This is a genomic window from Mycoplana sp. MJR14 (assembly GCF_029210525.1).
Lineage (GTDB): Bacteria > Pseudomonadota > Alphaproteobacteria > Rhizobiales > Rhizobiaceae > Mycoplana.
This window is the reverse complement of record NZ_JARGEO010000006.1, coordinates 217,232-242,696: the sequence shown is the minus strand read 5'-3', so window position 1 is coordinate 242,696 and position 25,465 is coordinate 217,232. Positions and strand designations below refer to the sequence as shown.

At 66.3% G+C, this 25,465-nt stretch carries 18 protein-coding genes; 9 read left to right on the top strand and 9 right to left on the bottom strand.

What is annotated here, in order from left to right; genetic code table 11:
* Nucleotides 1-33 precede the first annotated feature (33 nt).
* Complete coding sequence (locus tag P0086_RS16380) at nt 34-846, top strand: ferredoxin--NADP reductase (RefSeq protein ID WP_112594056.1); 813 nt, start codon at nt 34-36, stop codon at nt 844-846.
* 143 nt (nt 847-989) lie between these two features.
* On the opposite strand, the gene P0086_RS16365 is transcribed toward P0086_RS16380, so the two are convergent.
* From P0086_RS16365 to P0086_RS16340, 6 genes are all read right to left on the bottom strand, one after another.
* Nucleotides 990-2,927 carry a M10 family metallopeptidase gene (locus P0086_RS16365; protein WP_345799316.1) on the bottom strand — a complete coding sequence of 646 codons (1,938 nt, stop codon included), beginning with the start codon at nt 2,925-2,927 and terminating at the stop codon, nt 990-992.
* A 542-nt stretch (nt 2,928-3,469) separates the two neighbouring features.
* Nucleotides 3,470-4,726 carry a gephyrin-like molybdotransferase Glp gene (glp, locus tag P0086_RS16360; protein WP_275787404.1) on the bottom strand — a complete coding sequence of 419 codons (1,257 nt, stop codon included), beginning with the start codon at nt 4,724-4,726 and terminating at the stop codon, nt 3,470-3,472.
* 2 nt (nt 4,727-4,728) lie between these two features.
* Nucleotides 4,729-5,226, bottom strand: coding sequence for a cyclic pyranopterin monophosphate synthase MoaC (gene moaC / locus P0086_RS16355; RefSeq protein WP_275787537.1), 498 nt, complete (start codon nt 5,224-5,226; stop codon nt 4,729-4,731).
* Complete coding sequence (gene trpC, locus P0086_RS16350; RefSeq protein WP_275787401.1) at nt 5,226-6,041, bottom strand: indole-3-glycerol phosphate synthase TrpC; 816 nt, start codon at nt 6,039-6,041, stop codon at nt 5,226-5,228. The genes moaC and trpC overlap by 1 nt, the downstream gene beginning before the upstream one ends.
* Nucleotides 6,042-6,050: 9 nt before the next feature.
* Nucleotides 6,051-7,073, bottom strand: a complete 1,023-nt coding sequence (gene trpD, locus P0086_RS16345) for an anthranilate phosphoribosyltransferase (protein WP_275787399.1) — start codon at nt 7,071-7,073, stop codon at nt 6,051-6,053.
* Nucleotides 7,074-7,094: 21 nt separating this feature from the next.
* Nucleotides 7,095-8,978: a peptidylprolyl isomerase gene (locus tag P0086_RS16340; RefSeq protein WP_275787396.1), complete on the bottom strand. Its 1,884-nt coding sequence runs from the start codon at nt 8,976-8,978 to the stop codon at nt 7,095-7,097.
* A gap of 339 nt (nt 8,979-9,317) precedes the next feature.
* Here P0086_RS16340 and P0086_RS16335 point away from each other — a divergent pair, with 339 nt between their 5' ends.
* The 5 genes from P0086_RS16335 to P0086_RS16315 all read left to right on the top strand — a co-directional run bounded on the left by P0086_RS16335 (nt 9,318) and on the right by P0086_RS16315 (nt 15,668).
* Nucleotides 9,318-10,961, top strand: coding sequence for a Na/Pi cotransporter family protein (locus P0086_RS16335; RefSeq protein ID WP_275787393.1), 1,644 nt, complete (start codon nt 9,318-9,320; stop codon nt 10,959-10,961).
* 74 nt (nt 10,962-11,035) lie between these two features.
* On the top strand, nt 11,036-12,415 hold the full coding sequence (gene glmU, locus P0086_RS16330; RefSeq protein WP_275787391.1) for a bifunctional UDP-N-acetylglucosamine diphosphorylase/glucosamine-1-phosphate N-acetyltransferase GlmU: 1,380 nt from the start codon (nt 11,036-11,038) through the stop codon (nt 12,413-12,415).
* A gap of 209 nt (nt 12,416-12,624) precedes the next feature.
* The gene (glmS, locus tag P0086_RS16325; protein ID WP_275787388.1) at nt 12,625-14,451 is read left to right on the top strand and encodes a glutamine--fructose-6-phosphate transaminase (isomerizing); all 1,827 of its coding nucleotides are present in this window, start codon (nt 12,625-12,627) and stop codon (nt 14,449-14,451) included.
* Nucleotides 14,448-14,948: an N-acetyltransferase gene (locus tag P0086_RS16320; protein WP_275787386.1), complete on the top strand. Its 501-nt coding sequence runs from the start codon at nt 14,448-14,450 to the stop codon at nt 14,946-14,948. Before glmS ends, P0086_RS16320 begins: the two co-directional genes overlap by 4 nt.
* 21 nt (nt 14,949-14,969) lie before the next feature.
* Entirely contained in the window at nt 14,970-15,668 is a 699-nt protein-coding gene (locus P0086_RS16315; RefSeq protein ID WP_275787383.1) for a DUF502 domain-containing protein, read from the top strand.
* Nucleotides 15,669-15,671: 3 nt separating this feature from the next.
* Here the strand turns inward: P0086_RS16315 and recG are convergent, their stop codons facing one another.
* Nucleotides 15,672-17,777, bottom strand: coding sequence for an ATP-dependent DNA helicase RecG (gene recG, locus P0086_RS16310; RefSeq protein ID WP_275787381.1), 2,106 nt, complete (start codon nt 17,775-17,777; stop codon nt 15,672-15,674).
* A 263-nt stretch (nt 17,778-18,040) separates the two neighbouring features.
* Here recG and P0086_RS16305 point away from each other — a divergent pair, with 263 nt between their 5' ends.
* Together P0086_RS16305 and mfd are read left to right on the top strand one after the other, a co-directional pair.
* On the top strand, nt 18,041-18,358 hold the full coding sequence (locus tag P0086_RS16305; protein WP_112598987.1) for a succinate dehydrogenase assembly factor 2: 318 nt from the start codon (nt 18,041-18,043) through the stop codon (nt 18,356-18,358).
* Entirely contained in the window at nt 18,355-21,867 is a 3,513-nt protein-coding gene (gene mfd, locus P0086_RS16300; protein WP_275787378.1) for a transcription-repair coupling factor, read from the top strand. The genes P0086_RS16305 and mfd overlap by 4 nt, the downstream gene beginning before the upstream one ends.
* 30 nt (nt 21,868-21,897) lie before the next feature.
* On the opposite strand, the gene P0086_RS16295 is transcribed toward mfd, so the two are convergent.
* Both P0086_RS16295 and P0086_RS16290 read right to left on the bottom strand, forming a co-directional pair.
* Nucleotides 21,898-22,590: a DsbA family oxidoreductase gene (locus P0086_RS16295; protein WP_112610949.1), complete on the bottom strand. Its 693-nt coding sequence runs from the start codon at nt 22,588-22,590 to the stop codon at nt 21,898-21,900.
* Between the two features lie 98 nt (nt 22,591-22,688).
* The gene (locus P0086_RS16290; RefSeq protein WP_275787376.1) at nt 22,689-24,506 is read right to left on the bottom strand and encodes an extracellular solute-binding protein; all 1,818 of its coding nucleotides are present in this window, start codon (nt 24,504-24,506) and stop codon (nt 22,689-22,691) included.
* Nucleotides 24,507-24,769: 263 nt separating this feature from the next.
* Here P0086_RS16290 and P0086_RS16285 point away from each other — a divergent pair, with 263 nt between their 5' ends.
* On the top strand, nt 24,770-25,393 hold the full coding sequence (locus P0086_RS16285) for an invasion associated locus B family protein (protein WP_275787373.1): 624 nt from the start codon (nt 24,770-24,772) through the stop codon (nt 25,391-25,393).
* Nucleotides 25,394-25,465: the final 72 nt, after the last annotated feature.

Genomic DNA, 25,465 nt, shown 5'->3' with positions numbered 1-25,465 from the left:
ACATTCCGTAGAGACCGCAGGAACCGACCACGAATGAATGCGCCCGCAAAGACCGAAGATCTCGCAGCAACCGTTCCCGCCGGCGTCTATGTCGAGAAGGTGACGAGCGTCCAGCACTATACCGACCGTCTCTTCCGCTTCCGGATGACGCGTCCGGACGGCTTCCGCTTCCGGTCCGGCGAATTCGCCATGATCGGCCTGATGGTCGACGGCAAGCCGGTCTATCGCGCCTATTCGATCGCGAGCCCCGCCTGGGACGAGGAGCTGGAGTTCTTCTCCATCAAGGTGCCGGACGGTCCGCTCACCTCGCACCTGCAGCAGATCCAGCAGGGCGATCAGGTGCTGATGCGCAAGAAGCCGACCGGCACGCTGGTGCTCGATGCGCTGACGCCCGGCAAGCGGCTCTACATGTTCTCGACCGGCACCGGCATCGCGCCGTTCGCCAGCCTGATCCGTGATCCGGAGACCTACGAGAAGTTCGACGAGGTGATTCTCACCCATACCTGCCGCGAAGTATCGGAACTGAAATACGGCTTCGACCTCGTGGAGGAGATCGCCAAGGACGAACTGCTGTCGGAGGTCGTGGGCGGCAAGCTGCGCCACTATGCGACGGTGACCCGCGAGGCGTTCCCCTACCAGGGCCGCATCACCGATCTGATCAGCAACGGCAAGATGTTCGCCGATCTCGGCGTCGACCCCTTCGATCCGGCGGTCGACCGCGCCATGATCTGCGGTTCGGCGGCCATGCTGAAGGAAACCAAGGCCCTGCTCGAGCAGGCGGGCCTCACCGAAGGCGCCAACAACAAGCCCGGCGAATTCGTCATCGAGCGCGCCTTCGTCGACTGAGGCTGCTTCCAGCGATCGGTTACAGAAAAAGGGGCGATGCCGTGTGCATCGCCCCTTTTGTCATTTCTGCAGGATCAGGTCGCCGGATGTCGCATGAGGCGCGCAGGGCGGCTGCGTCTGCGGCCACCCTGCGCTTTGCCGCCTCAGGCCAGGATGAAGTCGTTGGCGCCGAGATCGGCGATATCGAATTCCTTCAGGACCAGGATGTCGGTGGTCGCGAATTTCAGCCGCACGTCGTCGCCGACCTGGGTCGCCTTGCTCAGGACCGACGAGGCGGAGGAGAAATCGTAGCTGCGCAGGTCGATCTGATCCACGCCGTCGGAGAAGACCTCGACCGTGTCGGTGCCGTAGCCTTTTCCGAAGACGAAATCGTCATGGCCCTTGCCGCCGAACAGCGAGTCGTTGCCGTGGCCGCCATCGAGAACGTCATTGCCGTTGACGCCCTTGAGCACATCGCTGCCGCTGCCGCCGGAAATGCGATTGGCGGCCGAATTGCCCGTCAGCTTGTCGGAATAGCTGGTCCCGATCAGATTTTCGATCGAGGAGTAGCTGTCACCCTTGGCGGAGCCGGTGTTGTCCGAACGGGAGCCGAGGTTTGCGGTCAGGCCGGCGGAGGCGTTCTGGTAGCTCACCGTGTCGGTGCCGCTGCCGCCGATCAGCCTGTCGGTGCCAGGGCCGCCGATCAGGGTGTCGTTGCCGGCCCCGCCGTCGAGCGTGTCGTTGCCGCTTCCGCCGTTGAGACGGTTTGCGTTGCTGTTGCCGGTCAGCCTGTCGGCATAGGCGGAGCCCTGCAGATGCTCGATCGAGGAATAGGTGTCGCCGGAGGCGTCGTTGGTGTTGATCGAGGGTTTCGAGAGGTTGGCCGTCACGCCGCCGCGCGCCGAAGCGTAGGATGCGGTGTCAGCCCCGCTGCCGCCGATCAGCCTGTCGCCGGAGGACCCGCCGATCAGTGTGTCGTTGCCGGTGCCGCCATCGAGACTGTCACGGCCGCTGTTGCCATAGAGCGTGTCGTTGGCGGTCAGGCCGTAGAGCCTGTCGTTGCCGCTGTTGCCGGTCAGCGTGTTGGCGGCCTGGTTGCCTTCGATCGTATCCGCGCCCGAACCGCCCTTGGCGTTTTCGATGAGGGAGCGGGTGTCGCCCTTGTACAGAAGGGCGTTGAAGATGTTGCCGCGGGCATAGTGGTTGTCGCCGAGATAGGCCACTTGCTCGTCGCTGAACTCCGAGTGCGAGCCGGGGGCCAGGTCGATCTCGACGCCATCGGAATAGGCGGAGAGATCATAGGTGTCGCTGCCGCCGCCGTCCCAGATGGTTGCGAAGATGCGGTTGGCGCCGGGCGCTATCGCGACTTCACCGTTGACGTAGGTCTTGCCGCTGCTCGGCGTCCACTTGTAGGTGGTGTTTCCGGCATTCGTCGTGAAGTCGGCGCCGTACATGCGCTGGAGGGCGGCGATATCGGCCATCATGAAGGTCTGCGGGGCGCCGAACTCTTCATAGGTGTACATATCGGCGTCGCTGCCCTGGTAGCTTCGGTAGGTCATCACCGAATACTCGACGCTGTCCTTGGCCGAAGGCATCTTGGCGAAGCCTTCGCCGGTGTGGGCGTGCTCCAGGCCGAGTGCATGACCGAGCTCGTGAATCAGCGTGTGCCAGCCGTAGTTGCCGGCCTCGGGATCGTTGAAGTCGCTGTCTTCGCCGAACCACAGGTCGCCGGCCTCGTCGTAGGTGCCGGGGAAGTATGCCTTGGCCGTCGGGTTGTCGTAAGTCGATTCGGCGAAGCGAAGGGTTGCGCTTGACTGCGATCCTGCCGAAAGGGTCAGGCCGGTGAAGCCTTCCACCGAAAAGCCGTCATTGGCCTTGGATCCGTAGGACTGTTCCATCGCAAAGAGCGCGGCAGACTTCATCTTGCCCGAGACCGAACCGAATCCGTCGCTCGGCTCATAGTCCGAATAGCCATAGGCCGAGCTGCTGGTCGGGAAGGCATAGGTGACGGTGCCGCTCCAGGCCGTTCCGCCGAGGACCGAGTCGACGATGTCGTTGCCGGTGGCAGAAACGCTCTTGGTGCTCTTGTTGATGCCTGTCATGCAAATGTCCTTGTACGGTCTCGTGGAAGATGGTCAGGGGCGGGCACTGCCGAATACGTGTATCGGCAAAGCTTCAACAACTTGTGACGTTTAGCGGGATTCGCCACAGGTTGCCATCTTGGAAGATCTCCCGCTGGATCGCGCGGCCCGATGCCGCAGGGCGGTCCCGTGCCGGAGGCAGGCCATGGGGGGACCGAACGCGAGGAAGGCGATAACGGCAGAATGAGCCCGTCTCATGGCAAGAGGGGCCGGAGGCCGCGGCTGCGGCGCGTTGTCCCCGGCGAAGTGCGCGCTTCAGGGGGCCGGATCGTGGGCCTCGGGCGAATGGAACGGCATCATACGTTGAACAAGGCATGGGCTGCGCACGTCTGCCGCGAAAAGTTTTTGCGTCGGCGGCATTGGATTTTCGCGCTGAAACGTTGATGTCTCGAGGGTAGCGAAATCACATGCGCAACAGACGCATCGACCGGCGGCCAGGGGCGCGCCGATCGGCTGTCGATCGGCGGGCGAAAATTGCCGCGATCGGCACGGCGTGCCGGACTTCAGCCGGCGGGGCCGGGCGCAGGGAATTGACGGTTAGTGGGCGGCGGCCGAAGCAGGAGGATCTCGCAAGGATCCCCGGCTTCGGCCGGTTCCGCATGCGGCGGGCGGATCAGAAGGCAGTCCGCGGCGGCAAACACCTTCATCATCGAGGAATCCTGCTTGTCGTAGGGCGTGGCCACGAGGGCGCCGTCGTCGCGGACGGCAAGCGTCGCGCGGAGATGGTCCTGCCGGTGATCGTTGGCGGCGAGGGCCGTGCCGGCAAGCGCGAAGGTCCGCCGGTCGAAGGCCGGCAGGCGGGACAGCTTGCGGACCAGCGGCTCCAGGAACAAGAGCGCGCAGACCATGCTGGAGGCAGGATTGCCGGGCAGGCCGAGAATGTGCATGCCGCCGAGGCGGCCGACCATGAGCGGTTTGCCCGGCCGCATGGCGATCCGCCAGAAGTCCAGCTCCATGCCGGCGGAGACGAGAACCGGCTGCACCAGGTCGTGATCTCCGACCGAGGCGCCGCCGAGCGTGACGAGCACGTCCGCGCCGCAGGCCTTGGCCCAGTCGACGGCATCCATGATCGCATTGGGGTCGTCGGCGGCGATGCCGAGATCGATCACCTCGGCGCCGGCTTCGCGGGCGAGGGCGGCGACGCCGAAGCTGTTGGAGGCGACGATCTGGCTGGGACCGAGGGCGGAGCCGGGCGGGACGAGTTCGTCGCCGGTCGCAAGCAGGGCGACCTTCGGCCGGGCGTAGACGTTGAGCACCGCATGGTTCATGGCGGCAGCGACCGTCAGCCGGGCGGCATCGAGCATCTGCCCCTTTCGCAGCACCACCTCGCCCTCGGCGAAGTCCTGTCCGCGGGGACGGATGTGGCGGCCGCGCTGCGGCAGGAACGTGCTGCGGATGCGATCGTCGCCGACCGTCTCGGCATCCTCCTGCAACAGCACCGTGTCGGCGCCGGCCGGGAGTGGCGCGCCGGTGAAGATCCGCACCGCCTCGCCGGGCCCGACGGTGCCGGAAAAGGCATGGCCCGCAGCGGATCGGCCGATGACGCGCAAGGTGGCGCCGGGCTCGACGATGTCCTCATGACGCAGCGCGTAGCCGTCCATTGCGGAATTGTCGAACGGGGGCTGGGTCAGGCGGGCGGCGACGTCGACCGCCAGCACGCGGTCGCAGGCCTCGTGGAGCGGCACGCTCTCGCTTCTGTCCGGGGGGCGGGCTGACTTCAACAGGCGTTCAAGCGCATCCTCGACCGGCAAAAGCGACATCTTCAATCCTGCTCCCTGCGCCGATAGTCTCCCGAACGGCCGCCGGACTTGGCGAGGAGACGGATACCGCCGATCTCCATCTCCCTGTCGACGGCCTTGGCCATGTCATAGATCGTCAGGCATGCCACGCTGACGGCCGTCAGCGCCTCCATCTCGACCCCGGTGCGGCCGCTGAGCTTGGCCATCGCCTCGACACGCAGGCCGGGCAGATCGGGATCCTCGGTGATATCGACGGAGACCTTGGTCAGCATCAGCGGGTGGCAGAGCGGAATGAGGCTGGCGGTCTGCTTGGCGGCCATGATGCCGGCCAGCCGTGCGGTGCCGATCACGTCGCCCTTCTTGGCGTTGCCTTCGCGGATGAGCGCCAGCGTCTCGGGGCGCATCCGCACCGACCCTTCGGCGACGGCGATCCGCACCGTCTCGTCCTTGTCGCCGACATCCACCATGTTCGCCTCGCCGGAGGCGTCGATATGGGTCAGTCCGCTCCGTTCGCGCGCCATCATTCGGCAGCCAGCACGGAGGTCCTGCCGGTCAGCAGGGCGCGGGTGGCCGTCGTCACGTCCGCCTGCCGCATCAGGCTCTCGCCGACGAGGAAGGTCGTGATGCCGGACGCCTTCAGCCGCTCGCAGTCTGCATGGGTGAAGATGCCGCTCTCGCCGACGAGCAGGCGGTCGTCGGGCACCATGAGCGCCAGCCGCTCGGATACGGCGAGATCGACCTCGAAGGTGCGCAGATTGCGGTTGTTGATGCCGACGAGCTTGGATTTCAGCCGCAGCGCGCGCTCCATCTCCGCCTCGTCGTGCACTTCGACCAGCACGTCCATGGCGAGCGAGAACGCATGATCCTGCAGACGCTGGGCGTCGTCGTCCGAAAGCGAGGCCATGATGAGGAGGATGCAGTCTGCACCCCAGGCCCGGGCTTCCTGCACCTGGTAGGTGTCGAACATGAAATCCTTGCGCAGCGCCGGCAGGCTGCAGGCGGCGCGCGCCTCGGTCAGAAACGCCGGCGCGCCCTGGAAGCTCGGTGCGTCCGTCAGCACCGAAAGGCAGGTCGCGCCGCCGGCCTCATAGGCCTTCGCCAGTGCCGGCGGATCGAAATCCGGGCGGATCAGGCCCTTAGAGGGGCTCGCCTTCTTGATCTCGGCGATCAGGCCGAATTCACCCTTCGCCTTCCTGGCGAGAAGATTCGCGAAGAAGCCGCGCGGCGGCTCCTGGTCGCGCGCGATCGCCCGCAATTCCGCAAGCGGGACGGCTGCCTTGGCGGCTTCGATCTCCTTGCGCTTGTAGGCCTCGATCTTCTTCAGAATATCGGTCATGGAACGAGCCTACCCCTGATCCGCCGCGTTGGAAACCGCCACGAGCCTGCTGAGGGCCGCGCTCGCGTTGCCGCTCGAAAGCGACTGGCGGGCGATCTCCATGCCGTCCGCGATCGTGTCCGCCTTGCCGGCGACGATCAGGCCGGCGGCGGCATTGGCGAGCGAGATGTCGCGATAGGCCGTTTCGGCACCGCCGAGGACTGCGCGCAGCGCCTCGGCATTGTGGGCGCCGTCACCGCCGCGGATCGCGTCGAGGTCCACCTGCTGCAGGCCGAAGTCGGCCGGCGTCAGCTCGAAGGTGCGGATCCTGCCGTCCTCGAGTGCGGCAACCTGCGTCGTGCCCGTGGTGGTGATTTCGTCAAGGCCGGAGCCGTAGACGACCCAGACGCGCTCGGAACCGAGGTCGCGCAGCACCTCTGCGACGGGAACGAGCCATTGCTCGGCATAGACGCCGACGAGCTGGCGCTTGACGCTGCCGGGGTTCGACAAGGGGCCGAGCAGATTGAAGATCGTGCGCGTGCCGAGTTCGACGCGCGAGGGGCCGACATGCTTCATCGCCGGGTGGTGAAGCTGGGCGAACATGAAGCCGAGGCCGGCTTCGTTCACGCAGCGCGCGATCGCCTCGGGGCCGATGTCGAGCTTGACGCCGAGGCAGGAGAGCGCGTCCGCCGTTCCCGATTTCGAACTCAGCGCACGGTTGCCGTGCTTGGCAACCGGCACGCCGGCACCGGCCACGAGAATCGCGGCGAGCGTCGAGATGTTGTAGGTGCCGGCGCCGTCGCCGCCCGTGCCGACGATGTCGATCGCGCCGGCGGGTACGGAGACGGGGAGCATGCGGGCGCGCATCGAGCCGACGGCGCCATAGATCTCGTCGACCGTCTCGCCGCGCACGCGCAGCGCCATCAGGAAGCCGCCGATCTGCGAGGGCGTGGCGGCGCCGGACATGATGATCTCGAAGGCGCCGCGGGCTTCCTCGCGGTCCAGCGGCTGTCCGCTGGCGACCTTGGCGATGAATGGTTTCAGGTCAGACATGTGATCGGCTTCCCCGGGTTGTCATTGCATGCTGCGCTCGGCCAGCGACCGGTTGATCGACACACCGTAGGAGGTCTGCAGGCTGGAAACCATCTGGTCGAGGATGTCGTCGCCGCTGGCGCGGGCGATCGCCTCGATCTGCTGGTCGGCATTGGCGAGCGCGTCGCCGGCGGCGTTGCTGTCGACTTCCGTCACCTGCAGGACGATCTGGCCTTCGCCGGCGGTCCCCGGTGCGTTGGCGACATGGCCCACCGGTCCGCCGAAGGCCGCCGTGACGGCCGCCGGGCTCAGCGTGATGTCCTCGGCGCCCCGGGTCAACCCGGCCTTGGTTTCGACGGCAATGCCCATGTCCGAGGCGATGTCGGCCATCTTCTCGCCCTTGCGGATGCGCTCGGCGATCTCGGCGGCCTTCTTGCCGAGGGCGTCGCGCTGCTGCTCGGCGGTCCAGTCGGCAACGACTCCGTCGCGCGCCTCGTCGAGCGTGCGGTCCCGTTCCGGCACGATGTCGCGAACCTCGTACCAGATGTAGCCGTCGCGGCCGTAGTTCACCGGCGGGTTCTCCATGCCGGCCTCCGTTGCAAAGACGGCAGCCAGCAGCCCGGCCTGCTCGGGAAGAGCGAGCTCCTGGCCGTCCTGGCCCTTGCCGGTGTTGTCGGCGGCCTCGACCGTGACCAGCTTGAGGTTCGTCTGGGCGGCGGCGTCCTCGATCGTGGCGCCATTGGCGACGGCTTCGTCGAAGCGGTCGTGGATGGCCATCAGGTCGTCGCTCGCCAGGGTCAGCGCCATTTCGTTGCGCAGCTCTTCCTTGACCTCGTCGAACGCCCTGGTGGCTTCGGGGCGGATGTTCGTGGCGCGCAGGATCACCGGCCCGAAGATGCCGTCGACGACGGCGGAGGTGCCGCCGTCGGCGGGAATCGCGAATGCGGCCTCGGCCAGCGTCTGTTCCGGCATCGTCGCCTTGGTAAACTCGCCGAGCGTGACGTCGGCGGCGGTCTTGCCCTGCTCGGCGATCAGCGCGTCGAAGGTGGTGCCCGAGGAGAGCTTGGCTGCGGCCGCATCGGCGGCGGCGCGATCGGCGAAGGTCAGCTGCTGGACGGTGCGCATTTCGGCGGTCCGGTACTTGTCCTTCGTCCGCTCGTACTCCTCGCGCAGGGCGGCGTCGTCGATGGCGGATGCGTCGGCAATGTCCTTGGGCGACAGGGCGACATAGACGAACTTGCGGTATTCCGGCGCCTTGTACTTCGCCTTGTTCTGCTCGAACCAGGCCGACAGCACGTCATCGGCCGGCGCCTTGACCGGATCGATATTGGCATTGGACAGCAGCAGGTAGTCGACCGAGCGCGCCTCGTTGCGATACTGGCGGACGGCGTCGGTCAGCGCCTGCGGGGCGCGGTATCCGTCGGAAATCGCTTCCACGATCTGGCTGCGCACGGCGACCTGGCTGCGGTTGTTGATGTAGTCGTTCTCGCGCAGGCCGGCATTGCGCAGGATCGCCGAGAAGGCCGTGCGGTCGAAGCGGCCGTTCGGTCCGCGGAACGCCGGATCTTCCGCAATCAGCTGCGCGAGACGATCCTCGCTGAGGCCGAGGCTCATGTCGTTGGAGAGCTGGTCCAGCGCGGCGCCGGCGACGAGCTCGGCATAGACCTGGTTCTCGACGCCGAGTGCTCGGGCCTGATCGCTCGAAAGCCGGGTGCCGAAGCGCTGCGAGAGCGCCGAGAGCTGGCGTTCGTAGGCCAGCCGGAAATCCGTGGCGGAAACGTTGACGTCGCCGACGGTGACGACCGCGTTCGACGTTCCCGTCACAAGCGAGCTCGAAATGCCCCAGATGCCGAAGGAGGCCACCAGAATGAGCAGGAGGGCTTTCGCAACCCAGGTCTGGGCGCCTTTTCTGAGAGTTTCGAGCATGTATCGCATTCCTTGCTGGTACGGCGCCTCGGCCGGAGGCAACCCGTCTCATAGCGGAAAGTTCAAGCGATTAGAAGTCCGATGGTCGGCGCGTTTCCTTCGTGCTGCAGGAGAGGTCGGATGTGACGGATTTGCGGGGATTTCGGCCGGGCGCCGGAGATGAAATCGCGGGAGGGCGCAAACAGGCCAGTTGCGGACGATTTCATTTGCCGGCAAAGAAACTGTTTCTGAAATAATTGATGAATTGCGCAAGAATGACTTTCTGCGATTCTCGCCGGGCAGGCGATGCGTGGTGCGGCTCCGGTGCGGTGGCGCAGGCGTGACAGGGAAGGCGTTGGCATGGAATCGACGATCGTGATGATCAATCTGTTCGGCGCGGTGGCACTTCTGCTGTTCGGGCTCGCGCAGGTGAAGGACGGCGTCACGCGGGCGTTCGGGAGCAGGCTGCGCAAGGGGCTGGCGCTCGGCACCGGCGGTTCGTTGCGCGCCTTCGTGTCCGGCTTCCTGGCGACGATCGCCCTGCAGAGTTCGACGGCGACGGCCCTGATGACGGCCTCCTTCGTCGAGAAGAACCTGATCCGGTCGCGTATGGCGCAGATCGTCCTGCTCGGGGCAAATGTCGGAACGGCCGTGACCGCCTGGATCGTTGCGACCGGGATCGAATGGGTGGCGCCGCTCGTCATCCTCGCGGGCGTTATCCTCTACAAGGGCCGTTCGACCTTCAGGCAGGGCGCCGGCGCAGCACTCGTCGGCATCGGCCTGATGCTTCTGTCGCTGCATCTCCTGAGCCAGGCGACCGAGCCCATGCGGCAATCGGAGGCGCTCGCCGCGTTTCTCACGCTGCTCGATGGCGCCTGGCCGGTCGCGCTCGCCTTCTCCACGGTGCTGGCCTTCGTCTCGTCCTCGAGCCTTGCGGTCGTCGTGCTGATCCTGTCGCTTGCGACGACGGGGATCGTCTCGCCCGGGCTGACGGTCGTGCTGGTCCTTGGCGCCAATCTCGGCGGCGCCATCCCGCCGGTCATCGCAACGCTTCGCTCGCCCGCGCCCGCCCGCAGGGTTACCATCGGCAATCTGCTCGTGCGCGCGGCCGGCTGTCTGGTGGTGCTGCCCTTCGCTGACATGGCCGCCGACGCCCTGCTGCGGTTGCCGCTGCCGCTTGCGAAGCTTCCCGTGGACGCGCACCTGGCGTTCAACGTCGCCGTCGCCCTTTTCTTCTGGCCGTTGTCGCCGCTGCTGGCGCGGGTGATGGAGCGGCTGGTGCCGGACGAGCCGCCGGGAGAGCGCGGTCCCCAGTACCTGGACGAGGCGGCGCTCGAGACGCCGGTGGTGGCGCTGTCGGGGGCGACGCGGGAGGTGCTGCGCATCGGCGACCTGATCGAATCGATGCTCATCCACACGATGAAGGCGTTCGAGGAGAACAACCTGGATGAACTCGGCAAGATCGGCGTGCTGGAGAAACAGGTCGACGAATTGCAGCAGGCGATCAAGATCTATCTGTCGCGGCTCGGCAACAGGGGGCTGAGCGCCGAGAACGGCGCCCGCTCGATCGTGATCATCGACTATGCGATCAATCTCGAGCATGTCGGCGATATCATCGAGAAGGGCCTGCAGGAGGAGGTGCGCAAGAAGGTCGTGAACGGCCTCCGGTTTTCGACCGACGGCTACAGCGAACTCTCCGGCCTGTTCAACCTGACGATCGAGAATCTGCGGATCGCCCAGACGATCCTCGTCTCGCGCGACTTCGCCCTCGCCAAGCAACTGGTCGAAGTGAAGGTCGCCGTGCGGCACATGGAGAAACAGTCGTCCGAGCGCCACCTGGCCCGCCTGCGCGACGGCCGTCTCGAAAGCCTGCAGACGAGCTCGCTGCACCTCGACATGCTGCGCGACCTCAAGCGGATCAACGCGCACCTGGTGTCGGTTGCCTATCCGATCCTCGACGAGAGCGGGCTTCTCGTCGAGAGCAGGCTGCGCGGCACGGAATAGGCGCGAATTCCCTTTGTCTCCGACCGGTTTCGTTTGATATGGAACCGCATACGATCAGCTTGACGAGGATGCCGATGCACAAGGACGAGACGAAACGCAGCTGCCTGGCGATCATCCTGGCGGCCGGCGAGAGCACGAGGATGAAGTCCTCGCAATCGAAAGTGCTGCATCCGATCGGCAATCGGCCGATGATCTCCCATGTGGTCGACGCGCTTGCGGGGGCGGGGATTACCGAAATTGCGCTCGTGCTCGGCCGCGACGCAGACAAGGTGGAGGCTGCCGCCCGGCATCCGTCGGCCCGTTCCGAAACCTTCATCCAGACGGAGCGGCTGGGGACGGCGCATGCGGTGCTCGCCGCCCGCGCGGCGCTGGCCAAGGGCTATGACGACGTGCTCGTCGTCTTCGGCGATACGCCGCTTCTGACCGCAGCCCCGCTGCAGACGGCCCGTGCCGGGCTTGCCGAAGGCAGCGACGTGGTCGTGGTCGGCTTCATGGCTGCCGATCCGTTCGGCTATGGCCGCCTGATCGTCCGCGACGGCGAACTCTTGGCGATTCGCGAGGAGAAGGACGCGACGGCGCAGGAGCGGGAGATCGCCTACTGCAACGGCGGCCTGATGGCGATCGACGGCCGCAAGGCGCTCGGCCTGATCGAGAAGATCGGCAACGACAACGCCAAGCGCGAATACTACCTGACCGACATCGTCGAGATCGTCCGCGCCGAAGGCGGTCGCGCCACCGCGGTCGAGGCGCCGAAAGAAGAGCTGACCGGTTGCAACACACGCGCCGAGCTCGCCTTCATCGAACAGCTCTGGCAAAAGCGCCGGCGCACCGCGCTGATGCTTTCGGGCGTCTCGATGATCGCGCCGGAGACGGTCTTCCTGTCGTTCGACACAGAGATTGCGCAGGACGTGACGATCGAGCCGAACGTGGTGTTCGGGCCGGGCGTGACGGTGGAGAGCGGCGCGGTCATCCATGCCTTTTCGCATCTGGAAGGCGCCCATGTCGGGGCCGGCGCCTCGGTCGGCCCGTTCGCGCGGCTGCGCCCTGAGGCGAAGCTCGGCGCCGGTTCGAAGGTCGGCAATTTCTGCGAGGTGAAGAAGGCAGAGATCGGCGAAGGTGCCAAGGTCAACCACCTGACCTATGTCGGCGACGCCTTCGTCGGCGCCGGCAGCAACATCGGCGCCGGCACGATCACCTGCAACTACGACGGCATCAACAAGCACGAGACGCGGATCGGCGCCAACGCGTTCGTCGGATCCAATTCGTCGCTCGTGGCCCCCGTCACGATCGGCAACGGCGCCTATGTCGCGTCCGGCAGCGTGATCACCATGGACGTCCCCGACGACGCGGTGGCCTTCGGCCGGGCGCGGCAGGAAAACAAGCCCGAGCGGGCGAAGCTGATCCGCGAGCGCAACGCGGCGATCAAGGCGCAGCGCAAGAAGGCGGCCGAATAGGTCATCGGCATTAACGCATGAAATCGAAAGTGAGCGCTAGGTCATTGCGCTCGCTGCAAAAACCGCTACCAGAATGCGCCATCTACACCGCATACCCCCGAAAGACTGAGTGGCTTTTCGGGCGGCGTTATGCGTCGATCAATCGTGGGGTCCGCGTCGCTGCCGCAAGCTCGGCGGCCCGTGCGCCCGGCCAGCAATGGGGTGGTTTCATGTGCGGTATTGTCGGCATCGTCGGGACGCAGCCGGTCGCAGGACGGCTGGTGGAGGCACTGAAGCGGCTCGAATATCGCGGCTATGATTCGGCCGGCGTCGCCACCATCCTCGACGGGCGGCTGGATCGCCGGCGGGCGGAGGGCAAGCTGGTCAATCTCGAGGCGCGGCTTGCCGAGAAACCGCTCGCCGGGACGATCGGCATCGCGCACACGCGCTGGGCGACGCATGGCGCGCCGACGGAGGGCAACGCGCATCCGCATTTCACCGACGGCGTCGCCGTCGTCCACAACGGCATCATCGAGAACTTCTCCGAGATCAAGGACGAGCTGATCGCCGGCGGGGCGGAGTTCTCCACGCAGACCGATACCGAGGTCGTCGCACAATTGCTGGCGAGACTGAGGCGCGAGGGTTTCGGACGGCGCGATGCGATGCTTTCGATGCTGCAGCGGGTCAGCGGCGCCTATGCACTGGCGGTGATGTTCGAGGACGATCCGTCGACGATCATGGTCGCCCGCAACGGTCCGCCGCTCGCGATCGGCCACGGGCAGGGGGAAATGTTCCTCGGCTCAGATGCGATCGCGCTCGCCCCGTTCACCTCCGAGATCACCTATCTCGTCGACGGCGACTGGGCGGTGGTCGGCAGGAACGGCGTGCACATCTTCGACCTGGAAGGCAATCCGGTCGAGCGGCGCCGACAGGTCTCCAGTGCCGCGGCCTACATGATCGACAAGGGCAACCACCGGCATTTCATGGAGAAGGAAATCCATGAACAGTCCGAGGTGGTCTCCCACACGCTGAGCCACTATATCGACTTCATCGAGAACAAGGTGAAAAAACCGGCGGAAGAGATCGATTTTTCTACTGTTTCCAGCCTTGCGATCTCGGCGTGCGGCACCGCCTACCTCGCGGGTCTCGTCGGCAAGTACTGGTTCGAGCGGTTGGCGCGGCTGCCGGTCGAGATCGACGTCGCCTCGGAATTCCGCTACCGCGAGATGCCGCTGAACCCCACTTCCGCCGCGCTGTTCATCTCGCAGTCGGGCGAGACGGCCGATACGCTGGCGTCGCTGCGCTACTGCAAGGAGGCGGGGCTGAAGGTCGGCGCGATCGTCAATGCGCCGGAATCGACCATCGCCCGCGAGGCCGACGTGGTCTTCCCGACGCTGGCCGGCCCGGAGATCGGCGTCGCCTCCACCAAGGCGTTCACCTGCCAGCTCGCGGTGCTGGCGTCGCTGGCGATCCAGGCGGGGCACGCGCGCGGCACGCTCGCCGCAGCCGACGAAAACGCGCTGGTGCGCCATCTGGCCGAGACGCCGCGGCTGATCGCCCATGTGCTCAACACGATCCAGCCGGCCGTCGAGCTCCTGGCGCGCGAGCTGTCGAAATGCCGCGACGTGCTCTATCTCGGCCGCGGCACGAGCTATCCGCTGGCGCTCGAGGGGGCGCTCAAGCTGAAGGAGATCTCCTATATCCACGCCGAGGGCTATGCCGCCGGCGAGCTGAAACACGGGCCGATCGCGCTGATCGACGAGAACATGCCGGTGATCGTGATCGCGCCGTTCGACCGCTTCTTCGAGAAGACGGTCTCGAACATGCAGGAAGTGGCCGCCCGCGGCGGGCGGATCATCTTCATCACCGACGAGCGGGGTGCTGCGGGGACCAAGCTCGAGACGATGGCGACGATCGTGCTGCCGGCGGTCGACGAGATCATCGCGCCGGTGCTCTATGCGCTGCCGATCCAGCTGATCGCCTATCACACTGCCGTCTTCATGGGCACCGACGTCGACCAGCCGCGCAATCTCGCGAAATCGGTGACGGTCGAATGATCATCCGCGACGAGACGGCCGCGGACGTCGCAGCCATCGGCGCGCTGACCGCGGAAGCCTTTGCGACGATGCCCTACAGCGACGGCAGCGAGCCGGCGATCATCGCGCGGCTTCGCGCCGCCAGGGCACTGACGTTCTCGCTCGTTGCGGAGGAGGCAGGCGAGGTCATCGGCCACGTGGCGTTCTCGCCGGTTTCGGTGTCGGGCGAGGGAGAGGACGGGGGCTGGTACGGGCTAGGTCCGATCTCCGTCCAGCCCGCGCGCCAGCGCTCGGGCATCGGCAGCGCGCTCGTCCGCGCCGGCCTCGCGCGGCTTCAGGCGATCGGCGCCAGGGGCTGCGTGCTCGCTGGCGATCCCGGCTACTACGGCCGATTCGGCTTCGCCTGCGACCCTGCCTTCACCTCGCCCGGCATCCCTCACGAGTATTTCATGAGGGTTGTGTTTTCACCGGTTTACGCGGGCGGCACGGTTACCTATCATCCGGCTTTCTTCGGCTGAGGTTCCGGCGGCATACAGGCGATGACCGATATCGTTCCGCGACTTTCGATGGCTGCGCGGCTGCGCAACAACTTCCTGACAGGGCTCGTCATCTGCGCGCCGATCGCGATCACGATCTGGCTGACGTGGACCTTCATCCACTGGGCGGACAGCTGGGTGAAGCCCTATATCCCCAATCGCTACAATCCCGAGAGCTACCTGCAGTTCGCCATACCCGGCTTCGGGCTTCTGATCGCACTCGTCGTCATCACGCTGGTCGGCTTTCTCGGCAAGAACCTGATCGGACGCTCGATCGTCAATTTCGGCGAAACGATCCTCAATCGCACGCCGCTGGTCAGCACGATCTACAAGAGCCTCAAGCAGATCTTCGAATCGGTCCTGAAGGAAAAGGGGACCTCCTTCAACAAGGCCGGTCTGATCGAGTATCCGAGCCCGGGCCTGTGGTCGGTGGTGTTCATCGCGACGGACGCCAAGGGCGAGATGAAGTCGAAGTTCGACGCCATGGGCCGCGACATGGTCGCCTGCTTCCTGCCGCCGACGCCGTTTCCGACCGCCGGCTACCTCGTCTTCGTGCCGCGCGAGAAGATCGTGCTGCTCGACATGAGCGCCGAGGACGCGGCCAAGCTGATCATCTCGGTCGGGCTGGTGAACCCGCCGGACAAGCTGCTGACGGCGCCGATGCCGTTCGCAGCGAAGCTGAAGGAAAAGTTCAAGAAGTAGCGCTCAGCCGGCGCGTAGGAACCGGATCGCCTCGTCGCGGCGGAAGAGATAGAGCAGCGTGCGGATCGCCTGTCCGCGCACGCCTTCCAGATTCGGATCCGTCTCCAGCACGTAGGCGGCCTCCTTGCGGGCGATCTCCAGCAGGTCGCCGTGCGCCTCGATGCTGGCGACGAGGAAGCCGGGCGTGCCTGACTGGCGGGTGCCGAGCAGTTCGCCTTCGCCACGCAGTTTCAGATCCTCCTCGGCAATGCGGAACCCGTCCTCGGTCTCGCGCAGGATTCCGAGCCGCGCCCGGCCGTTCTCGCTGAGCGGGCCATTGTAGAGCAGGATGCAGGAGGAGGCGCCTTCGCCGCGTCCGACCCGGCCGCGCAGCTGGTGGAGCTGGGCGAGGCCGAAACGCTCCGCATGCTCGATCACCATGATCGTCGCGTCCGGCACGTCGACGCCCACTTCGACGACGGTGGTGGCGACCAGCAGCCGCGTTTCGCCGCTCTTGAAGGCGAGCATGGCCTCGTCCTTCTGCGGTCCGCTCATGCGCCCATGCACGAGGCCCGCCGCATCGCCGAAGACGCTTTTCAGCGTCGCATGCCGCTCCTCCACCGACATCAGGTCTGATTCCTCGGTCTCCTCGACGAGCGGGCAGATCCAGTAGGCCTTCTTGCCCTCGGCGATCGCGGTGCGCAGCCGCTCGACGATTTCGCCGGTGCGCTCCTGCGGCACGATCACCGTCTGGATCGGCTGGCGGCCGGCCGGCTTCTCGGTGAGCTTGGAGACGTCCATGTCGCCGAAGGCGGCGAGCACCAGCGTGCGCGGGATCGGCGTCGCCGTCATCACCAGCATGTGCGGCGAGATCCCCTTGGCGGTCAGCCGCAGCCGCTGGTGGACGCCGAAGCGATGCTGCTCGTCGACGACGGCCAGCGCCAGGTCGCGGTAGACGACGGTGTCCTGGAACAGCGCATGCGTGCCGACGACGATGTGCGTCTGGCCGCTTTCGATCCGCTTGAGGATCTCGTCGCGCTCGCGGCCCTTGGTGCGCCCGGTCAGCACGTCGATCCTGATGCCGGCGGGCTCGGCCATCCTGGACAGCGTCGCATGATGCTGGCGGGCGAGGATCTCGGTCGGCGCCATCAGCACCGCCTGTCCGCCGGCCTCGACCGCCGCCAGCATCGCCATGAGCGCCACTGCCGTCTTGCCAGAACCGACGTCGCCCTGCAGGAGCCGCAGCATCCGCTGGTCGGTTGCCATGTCGTCCCTGATCTCGGCGATCGCGGCCTCCTGGCTGCCCGTCAGTGCGAAGGGCAGGGCGGACAGCACCGGCGCGGACAGTTTCCCGGTGGCGATCACGGGACGGCCAGCGACGCGGCGCAGCGTCTGCCGCACCAGCGCCAGCGAGATCTGTCCGGCCAGGAACTCGTCATGGGCGAGCCGGCGGCGGGCCGGCGCCTGCAGGTCGAGATCGTGGCCGTCCTGCGGATGATGGAGGGCGGCGAAGGCTTCGGTTGCCGCGGGAAAGCGCTCGCGCGCGGCAAGGGCCGTGTCGATCCATTCAGGCAGTTGCGGCACGCGCGCCACCGCCGCCTCGACCGCCTTGCGCAGGGTGCGCGGCGACAGGCCTGCCGTCAGCCCGTAGACCGGCTCGACCAGCGGCATCGTCTCGGCTTCCGACGCCTTCACCATGAAATCCGGATGCACCATCGAGGCACGGCCGTTGAACCAGTCGACCTTGCCGCTGACGACCACCTCTTCGTCCACCGGCAGGCTCTTCTCCAGCCAGTCGCCCTTGGCGCGGAAGAAGGTGAGCGCCAGTTCGCCGGTGTCGTCGTGCAGGAACACCCGGTAGGGGACGTTGGATCTTCCCCGCGGTGGCGGCTGGTGGCGGTCGACGCGGCCGGACACGGTGACGATCGCTCCCTGCGGCGCATGCGCGATGCCTGGCTGGTTGCGGCGGTCGATCACGCTGTGCGGCAGGTGGAAGACCAGATCGACGACGCGGCAGTCCTCGATGCTCTCCTGGCCGAGCAGCTTGGCGAACAGTTCACCCGTCTTCGGGCCGATGCCGGGAAGCGAGGCGAGGGAGGCGAACAGGGGATCGAGCAGGGCAGGACGCATGACCGCAAGATGCGCCGGACGATTGCCGCTTGGCAAGGCTGACAATCGCCTTTCGAGCGTCTATAGAAACGCCGGCGAGGGTCGGCGGTGAGCCGCGCGACCGCTCGCCTGCGGCGGCCGGCCGACAAGGACAGCTGTCGCAGCAAGCGATTGAATTCGTGCATGAAGCCGTGGCGGCGGCGAGGCCGCCCCGGTGTGTCATGCGCCCCGGCCGTGTGCCTCCAGGTGGGCGGACGGGCGAAACCCCTGCGGGAAAGACAGCCATGACCGGCACCACACGCTCCAGCGCCGACATCGAACCACGCCGCAAGCGCATCCTCTTTCGCTGCTGGCACCGCGGCATCCGCGAGATGGACCTGGTTCTCGGGTCCTTTGCCGATGCCGAGATCGAGACCTTGTCGGAGGCCGAGCTGGACGAGCTGGAGGCGATCATGGCCGAGCACGACCGCGACCTCGTCATGTGGGTGACGGGCGAGCGGCCGGTGCCCGACCGCTTCCGGACCGGCCTGTTCCCGCGCATCTGCGCCTTCACGCCAGACTTCTCGCCGGTCACGGCGGAGACCTTCGGAAAGACGAAATGATCCCCGGCCTCGATACCGCAGCGCTTGCAACGATCGGCCAGCCGGCCACGATCGGTTCCGTTCCCGGCGGCGCCGAGCCGCTGGTGCTCGCCGAACTCGCCCGCACGCTCGGGCCCGTCGCCTTCGTCATGTCCGACGGGCAGCGGATCGGCGACATGGAGCAGATGCTGGGTTTTGCCGCCCCCGATATCCCGGTGCTGACGCTGCCGGGCTGGGACTGCCTTCCCTATGACCGCGTCTCGCCGAGTGCCGATACCTCGGCGCGCCGGTTGTCGGCGCTGTCGGCGCTGATCGCCCACGGCAACGACCCGCATCCGGCGATCGTGCTCGTCACCGTCAACGCCATGCTGCAGAAGATGGCGCCGCGGCAGGTGATCGCCGATCTCGCCTTCTCGGCGCGGCCGGGCAATCAGGTCCGCATGGACGATCTCGCCGCCCGGCTGGAGCGCAACGGTTTCGACCGCGTCGCCACCGTGCGCGAAGTCGGCGAATATGCGGTGCGCGGCGGCATCCTCGACGTCTTCGTGCCCGGCAGTTCCGAGCCGGTCCGCCTCGATTTCTTCGGCGATACGCTGGAGAGCATCCGCACCTTCGACGCCGCCAGCCAGCGGACCACCGGGCAGGCCAGGAGCCTCGACCTCAACCCGATGAGCGAGGTGACGCTGACGCCGGAGACGATCAGCCATTTCCGCAAGGAATATTTGTCGTTGTTCGGGGCTGCGACCCGTGACGATGCGCTCTACCAGGCGGTCTCGGAGGGGCGGCGCTATGCCGGCATGGAGCACTGGCTGCCGCTGTTCTACGACGAGCTGGAGACGGCGTTCGACTATCTGAAGGGCTTCCGCATCGTCACCGACCATGCCGCCCGCGAGGCGGCGGCCGAGCGCTCGAAGCTCGTGCGCGACTACTACGATGCGCGCCTGAATTCGGCATCCGCCAAGGGGCAGATGGCACAGGCGACCCCCTACAAGCCGGTGCCGCCCGGTCAGCTCTATCTCGACGACGACAGCTTCGCCCGGCTTCTGAACGAGCACGACGCGATCCGCATCTCGCCGTTCAACGAGCATGAGGGCGAGGCGCGGCGGGTGTTTCCGGTGGAGGCGCGTGCCGGGGCGCGCTGGGCGAAGGCGGTCAAGGACGGCGAGGGCGCCACCGAGCGCGTCAACGTCTTCGACCAGGTGGTGAAGTACATCGCCGACCTCAGGTCATCAGGCCGCAAGGTGCTGGTGACCGGCTGGAGCGAAGGCTCGCTCGACCGGCTGATGCAGGTGCTGGCCGAGCACGGGCTCGGCAACGTCGTGCCGGTGGCCGACGTGGCGGGCTTGCGGAAGCTGAAGCCGGGCGAGGCGGGGTCTGCCGTCCTCAGCCTCGAGAACGGCTTCGAGGCCGGCGATCTGGTCTTCATCGGCGAGCAGGACATTCTCGGCGACCGCATGGTCCGCCGCTCGCGGCGACGCAAGCGCGGCGCCGACTTCATCGCCGAGGTGGCGGGGCTGGACGAGGGTAGCATCGTCGTGCATGCCGAGCACGGCATCGGCCGCTTCGTCGGCCTGCAGACCATCGAGGCCGCCGGCGCACCGCATGCCTGTCTGGAACTGCGCTACGCCGACGACGCCAAGCTCTACCTGCCGGTGGAAAACATCGACCTCCTGTCGCGCTACGGCGGCGAGGGGACGGACGCGATCCTCGACAAGCTCGGCGGCGTCGCCTGGCAGGCGCGCAAGGCCAAGCTGAAGAAGCGGCTGCTCGACATGGCGAACGGGCTGATCCAGATCGCCGCCGCGCGCCTCGTGCGCCACGCGCCGGTCCTGTCCGCCCAGGACGGCGTCTACGACGAGTTCGCCGCCCGCTTCCCCTATGACGAGACCGACGACCAGGCGAACGCCATCGACGCGGTGCGCGAGGACCTCGGCGCCGGCCGGCCGATGGACCGCCTTGTCTGCGGCGACGTCGGCTTCGGCAAGACGGAAGTCGCGCTGCGCGCCGCCTTCATCGCGGCGATGAACGGCGTGCAGGTCGCGGTCGTGGTTCCGACGACATTGCTCGCCCGCCAGCACTTCAAGACCTTCACCGAGCGTTTCCGCGGCCTGCCGATCCGCCTGCAGCAGGCCTCGCGCCTGGTCGGTTCGAAGGAACTGGCGCTGACGAAGAAGGAAGTGGCGGAGGGCAAGACCGACATCGTCGTCGGCACGCACGCGCTGCTCGGAAGTTCGATCAAGTTCGCCAATCTCGGCCTTCTCATCATCGACGAGGAGCAGCACTTCGGCGTCAAGCACAAGGAGCGGCTGAAGGAGCTGAAGAGCGACGTGCACGTGCTGACGCTTTCGGCGACGCCGATCCCGCGCACGCTGCAGCTCGCCATGACCGGCGTGCGCGAGCTGTCGCTGATCACCACGCCGCCGGTCGACCGCATGGCGGTGCGCACCTTCATCTCGCCCTTCGATCCGCTGGTGATTCGCGAGACGCTGATGCGCGAGCATTATCGCGGCGGTCAGAGCTTCTACGTCTGCCCCAGGCTCAGCGACCTCGCCGAGATCCACGAGTTCCTCCAGCAGGACGTGCCGGAACTGAAGGTGGCGGTCGCCCACGGGCAGATGCCGGCCGGCGAGCTCGAGGACATCATGAACGCCTTCTACGACGGGCGCTACGACGTGCTGTTGTCGACCACGATCGTCGAATCGGGGCTCGACGTGCCGACCGCCAACACCCTCATCGTCCATCGCGCCGACATGTTCGGGCTCGCCCAGCTCTACCAGCTGCGCGGCCGTGTCGGACGCTCCAAGGTGCGTGCGTTCGCGCTGATGACGCTGCCGGTGAACAAGAAGCTGACGGCGACCGCCGAGCGGCGGCTGAAGGTGCTGCAGTCGCTGGATACGCTCGGCGCCGGCTTCCAGCTCGCCAGCCACGACCTCGACATCCGCGGCGCCGGCAACCTGCTCGGCGAGGAGCAGTCCGGCCACATCAAGGAAGTCGGCTTCGAGCTCTACCAGCAGATGCTCGAGGAGGCCGTCGCCGAGATCAAGGGCGACGAGGAGATCGTCGACACCGGCTGGTCGCCGCAGATCTCGGTCGGCACGCCGGTGATGATCCCCGACGACTACGTGCCCGACCTGCACCTGCGGCTCGGCCTCTACCGGCGGCTGGGCGAGATCACCGAGCTTTCCGACATCGATGCCTTCGGCGCCGAGCTGATCGACCGCTTCGGCCCCCTGCCGCTGGAGGTGCAGCACCTCCTGAAGATCGTCTACATCAAGTCGCTCTGCCGGACGGCCAATGTCGAGAAGCTGGATGCGGGGCCGAAGGGTGTCGTCGTGCAGTTCCGCCACAAGGAGTTCCCGAACCCGGCGGCGCTTGTCGGCTACATCGCCAGGCAGGGAACGCTGGCGAAGATCCGTCCCGACCAGAGCCTGTTCCTGGCGCGCGACCTGCCGACGCCGGAGAAGCGGCTCACCGGGGCGGCACAGCTGATGACGCAGTTGGCGGGACTGGCGAAGCAGGCAGCGGCCTGACCGTCCGCGGCCGGCGAGATACGCCGGCCGTTAGGCCTGGACCGCGACCTGGCAGGCGCCGGCTGCGCTTTCGGCGCGCTTCAGCGCCGCCACTTCGCGGAGCGCCTCGACCAGGACGTCGGCCGTCTGCGCGCCCATGACCGCATACTTGTTGTCGATGATGAAGCAGGGAACGCCGGTCACGCCCATCTGGCGCGCCAGGCCGATTTCCTCCTTGACCGAATCGACGTCGGCGCCGGCGGAATACAGGGCGGTGACGACGGCGCGGTCCATGCCGGCGCTCTCGGCGATGTCGAGCAGGACCTTCCGGTCACCGATATTGCGGCCGTCCTCGAAATAGGCCTTGAACAGGGCCAGCGAAACGCGGCTCTGGACATCCGGCCCTTCGATCGCCGCCCAGCGCAGCAGGCGGTGCGCGTCCAGCGTGTTGGGGCTCAGCGCGATCTGCTCGAAATGAAAATCGATGCCGGCTTCGTGGCCGAGGTCGGACAGCATGCCGTGCGCGCGGTCGACGGCATCCTTGCCGCCGAGCTTCTCGGCCAGATATTTCTTATGGTCCACGCCCTGCGGCGGCATCTCGGGATTGAGCTGGTAGGGACGGAAGGTCACGGATACGTTCAGTTCGTCCGCGACGGCCTCGATGGCCTGCTCCAACCGCTTCTTGCCGAGATAGCACCACGGACAGACAACGTCTGAAACGACATCGATCGTTACGTTTTCCATTCCCAATCAACCTCCTGCGGTCGCCACCTGCAGCGGAGATAGTCGCTGGACCCGTCCGGTTCAATGGGTTCCCTGCATGTAACCGGCCGGCGGAGCGTTCATTGCTGCGCGTTCGCGTCCCACCACACCGGAAACTGGTAGCCATAGAGCGGGACGATCGCAGGACGGGCGATATGGCGGTGGCGCGCCACCCATTGGCGGCCGAGATGGTAGAGCGGCAGCACATAGTGATTGGAGAGCAACATCCGGTCGTGCGCGCGGACGGCCGAGCGGAAGTCGTCGGCGCTGCGCGCAGCGAGGATCGCATCGACCATCCGGTCGACATCGGGATCGTTCGCGCCGGCGAAAGCCTCGCTGCCGTCGCGGTCGCGGAAATCGGAGCGCCAGCGCACAGCCTGCTCCAGCCCGGGCGACAGCGACGAGGCATAGGCACGGATGATCACGTCATAGTCGAAGGTCTGCGTGCGGGCCTGGTATTGCGAATCGTCGACGGTGCGCACTGCGGCGCGGATGCCGAGCGCATGGAGGAAGCGCTGGTAGGCCAGCGCCAGCTTCTCCTGGTCGGCATTCAGGGTCATGATCTCGAAGGCGAGCGGCCGGCCGGCCTCGTCGCTCATCACGCCGTCCTTGATGGTATAGCCGGCCTCCTTCATCAGCAGCACCGCCTGCTTCAGCACCGTGCGGTCGCGTCCCGAGGCGTCCGTCACCGGCCACCGGTAAGTGCCGTCGAGGATGGCAGGCTCGATACGGGCAAGGGCAGGGCCCAGCAACTGCCGCTCCCGCTCATCGGCGGCGACGCCGAGCGACGACAGGTCGGAATTCTGCCAGAAGCTCTCCGTCCTCCGGTAGGCGCCCTCGAACAGGTTCTTGTTGACCCATTCGAAGTCGAACACGAGCGAAAGCCCGTGGCGAAGCCTCGCATCGGCAAACATCGGGCGACGGGTGTTGAAGACGAAACCGAGCATGCCGGAGGGCACTTTCGGCGTGAACTCGTCCTTGACGATCTCGCCCGACTGCACGGCCGGGAAGTCGTAGCCGCGCGCCCATTTGGTCGGATTGCCTTCCTGGTAGACGTCGATCGCGCCCTTCTTGAACGCCTCGAACAGCGAATTCTCCTGCAGGAAGTATTCGACGCTGATGCGATCGTAGTTGTCGAAGCCGACCTTGGCCGGAATGTCCTTGCCCCAATAGTCCGGATTGCGCTCGTAGACGATCTTCTCGCCGGGCCGGACCTCGCTGACCCGATAGGGACCGGAACCGAGCGGGAACTGCAGCGACGTGCGGTCGAAACCCTCGGGATCGATCGCATGTTTCGGCAGGACCGGGGACAATGCCAGAAGCAGCGGCGATTCGCGGTCGGCCTTGTCGTTGAAGGTGAAGCGGACGCTATGCTCGCCGACCTTCTCCATCCGTTCGACGACGTCGAGCCTGCGGCTGAACGGGGAGCGCCCCTTGTCGCGCAGGAGCTCGAAGGAGAAGATCACGTCCTCCGGCGTGACCGGCCTGCCGTCGGCCCAGCGCGCCTTCGGATTGAGGTTGAACTGGATGAAGCTGCGGGCCTCGTCCCACTCGACCGTCTCGGCCAGCAGGCCGTACATCGAAAACGGCTCGTCGCGCGAGCGCTGCATGAGGGATTCGTAGACGAGATTGCCGAATTCGGGGTCCCACATGCCGCGTGCGGTCGTGCGCATGCTCTTCAAAATGAAGGGGTTGAGGTTGTCGAAGGTGCCGACGACGCCATAGGTGATCGCGCCACCCTTCTTCACGTCGGGATTGACGTAGGGGAAGTGCCGGTAGTCCGCCGGCAGCGCCGGTTGGCCATGCATGGCGATTCCGTGCAGGGGGGCGGCCTCCGCCATCTGCGCGGACGCAGCCGCCGCGGCTATCAACAATGCTGTCAGTAGAAGCCGCAACATGTTTCCTCATGGCAATGCGAGCACGATTCGTGGACAACTTACATAATCGTGCATCGGCCGAACAACCGTGAGCGGTCTTTTTCAGGAAGTCGGGGTAAAATTGCGACGAAAGACTGGATATCCGCCGGCGCCCATTGTAACAGGGTGCCTGAAAATCGGGTCATGCAAATGCCTCAATTCGCCGACAGAGAGCGCTGAGCTGACCGGAACACCTAAGGGGCGAAACAGCGCTCGGCATCGGATCTCAGGAGACGGAACTCGTTATGATCACCAAATCGATCTTCACCAAGCAGGCCGTACTTTCGGCGTTCGCAGCGTCGCTCGCCGCAGCCGCCCTGCCGTCCGCCGCCGCGGCCGAGCAGGCGCAGGCGCCGCAGGGTTGGTTCAAGGTCTGCACCAAGCAGGAAGACAACGACGTCTGCATCGTGCAGAACCTTCTGACCGCCGGTGGCGGCCAGCTCCTGACCGCCGTCGGCCTGATCACGGTCGAGGGCAAGGTCAATCGCAAGATCCTGCAGGTTTCGGTCCCGAGCGCCCGCCTGATCCCGCCGGGCATTGCCATGCAGATCGACGGCGGCAAGCCGCAGAAGCTCGACTATGCCATCTGCATGCCGGACAAGTGCGTCGCCGAGGCACCGCTTTCCGATCAGCTGCTGGCAAGCCTGAAGAAGGGCGGCGAGGTGGTCTTCACCTCCGTCAACTTCCAGCGCTCGCCGAACCCGATCAAGATGTCGCTCGGCGGCTTCACCGGCGCCTTCGACGGCGAGCCGATCGAACAGTCCAAGCTCGAAGAGCGCCAGCGCCTGCTGCAGGAAGAAATGCAGAAGAAGGCCGACGAGGCCCGCAAGAAGCTTGAAGACGCCCAGAAGGCCGCCAAGAGCCAGTAAGCGGCGATCTCAGGTTCCAATTGACGAGAAACCCGGCCAACGGCCGGGTTTTTTTACGTCCTGCAATGTGGC